This window comes from Izhakiella capsodis (assembly GCF_900115045.1).
Lineage (GTDB): Bacteria > Pseudomonadota > Gammaproteobacteria > Enterobacterales > Enterobacteriaceae > Izhakiella > Izhakiella capsodis.
This window is the reverse complement of the sequence record NZ_FOVC01000026.1, coordinates 1-1,908: the sequence shown is the minus strand read 5'-3', so window position 1 is coordinate 1,908 and position 1,908 is coordinate 1. Positions and strand designations below refer to the sequence as shown.

General features: G+C 45.1%; 2 protein-coding genes. Both read left to right on the top strand.

The annotated features are described in order from the left end of the window. Positions 1-291 (top strand): phosphopantetheine-binding protein (locus BM191_RS16410; protein ID WP_143088855.1); only part of this gene is annotated, 291 nt, incomplete at its 5' end. Further along, on the top strand, positions 291-1,908 hold a 1,618-nt coding region (locus tag BM191_RS16405), incomplete at its 3' end, for a condensation domain-containing protein (RefSeq protein WP_230479623.1). The genes BM191_RS16410 and BM191_RS16405, both read left to right, overlap by 1 nt.

Here is a 1,908-nt window from a genome sequence, read left to right as displayed (position 1 = left end):
TGGTGTGAACTGCTGGGCCTGACGCAGGTGGGACGCCACGACAACTTCTTCGAACTCGGCGGCCACTCCCTGATGGCCGTTCAACTGATAAACCGTATTCAGAGTGACTTTTTAGTTAACGTGCCAATTTCTGCTTTCTTTCGGTCACCAACAATATTCGAACTATCAGAGTTTATTTTATCGGCACAAACTGAAATGAGTGAGGATACGGAAATTGATGAGATTAAAAAACTGATTGACTCAATGTCACCTGAAGAATTGGCGTTATTCTTGAAAGAGGGATCTAATTGATGAGCGATGATATTAAGGATATTGAGGCGCTTAAGCGGGCTGTGTTGAAAAGCAAAGTTAATGCATTATTGAAGCAACGCAATAATTCTCATTCGAAAGGCGCGTTGACAATACCCTTGGCTGACAGGAAAAATATATTACCCTTATCTTTCGCTCAACAACGTTTATGGTTTTTATGTCAGCTAGACTCTTCAGCCAGCCTGGCTTATCACATCTCAGCAACGCTGAAGCTTAAAGGGCCACTTGAACGCCCTAATCTGCTTAAGGCATTCAATGATGTTATCTCCCGTCACGAGAGCTTAAGAACACGCTTTGTTGTTATCAATGGTTGCCCCTGTCAGAAAATTGACACGGTGAATAGTACATTTTCAATTGAATATCATGACCTACGAACTTTCACATCGAAAGAGCGCGATAAAAAGAGAGACGTGTTATCTAAACGGGAAAGATCCACTCCCTTTGACTTAAGTAAAGACTCGCTTATTCGTGGAAAATTATTACAGCTGGCTGACGATGAACATATTCTTATCGTTACTCAGCATCATATTATTTCTGATGGCTGGTCTGTCGGGATATTAATACACGAACTGGGAATGCTGTATCAGTCTGCTTGTACAGGGAACAGTCCGCATTTAAAAGAATTATCGGTTCAATATGCGGACTATGCAAAATGGCAACAGCAACTTCTGCGCGGCGACAATCTGAGGGAGTCCCTGGATTTCTGGAAATCACACCTGCAGGGAGCGCCTGCCTTGATTGCTCTCTCAACGGACCACCCTCGTCCGAAGGTACAAACTTATCAAGGGGGACAGGTTCCGGTTCAATTTAATGAATCGTTAGTTTCCTCACTGCAGAAAGTCAGTCAGTACCACGGTACAACGCTTTTCATGACGTTATTAGCAGGATGGTCGGTCGTTCTTTCCCGATTAAGCGGCCAGAAAGATATTGTCATTGGTACCCCGATAGCTAATCGCCCACAGCGTGAATTGGAAGGGTTGATCGGTTTTTTTGTTAATACACTGGCACTGCGGATCAATATAAACCGATGTAAAACAGTGAAAGATCTGCTGGCCGAAGTACGTCAACAGACTCTGGATGCCTATACCCATCAGGAAGTCCCTTTCGACAAAGTTGTAGAGGCACTACAATCTGAGCGTAGCTTAAATCACAGCCCGGTATTTCAAGTAATGTTAGCGCTTAACAATACACCCCAAAAGCATCTCAAGCTTAGTGGTTTGGAGCTGTCATTAATTGAGCAACAACATGACTCCGCACACTTTGATCTCACGCTCTCTCTGGCTGAGGATGCGGGCAAAATTACCGGTTATCTTGAGTATTCGTCTGATCTTTTCGAGCATCACACCGCTGAGCGTATCGTCTCTTACCTGACCCAGGTATTCACAGAAATGATTAGAGATGATACTCAAAATATCCAATCCCTTCAGATACTCCCACCGGCAGAATACCGCCAGGTCACCCTTGGCTTTAACTCGACCCAAACAAATTTTCCTCGTGAAAAAAGGGTCCACACCCTGTTCGAAGAGCAGGTACGGCGCACCCCGCAGGCGCTGGCCGTGCTCTCTGAAGCGGACCCGCTCACCTATGACAGCCTGAACC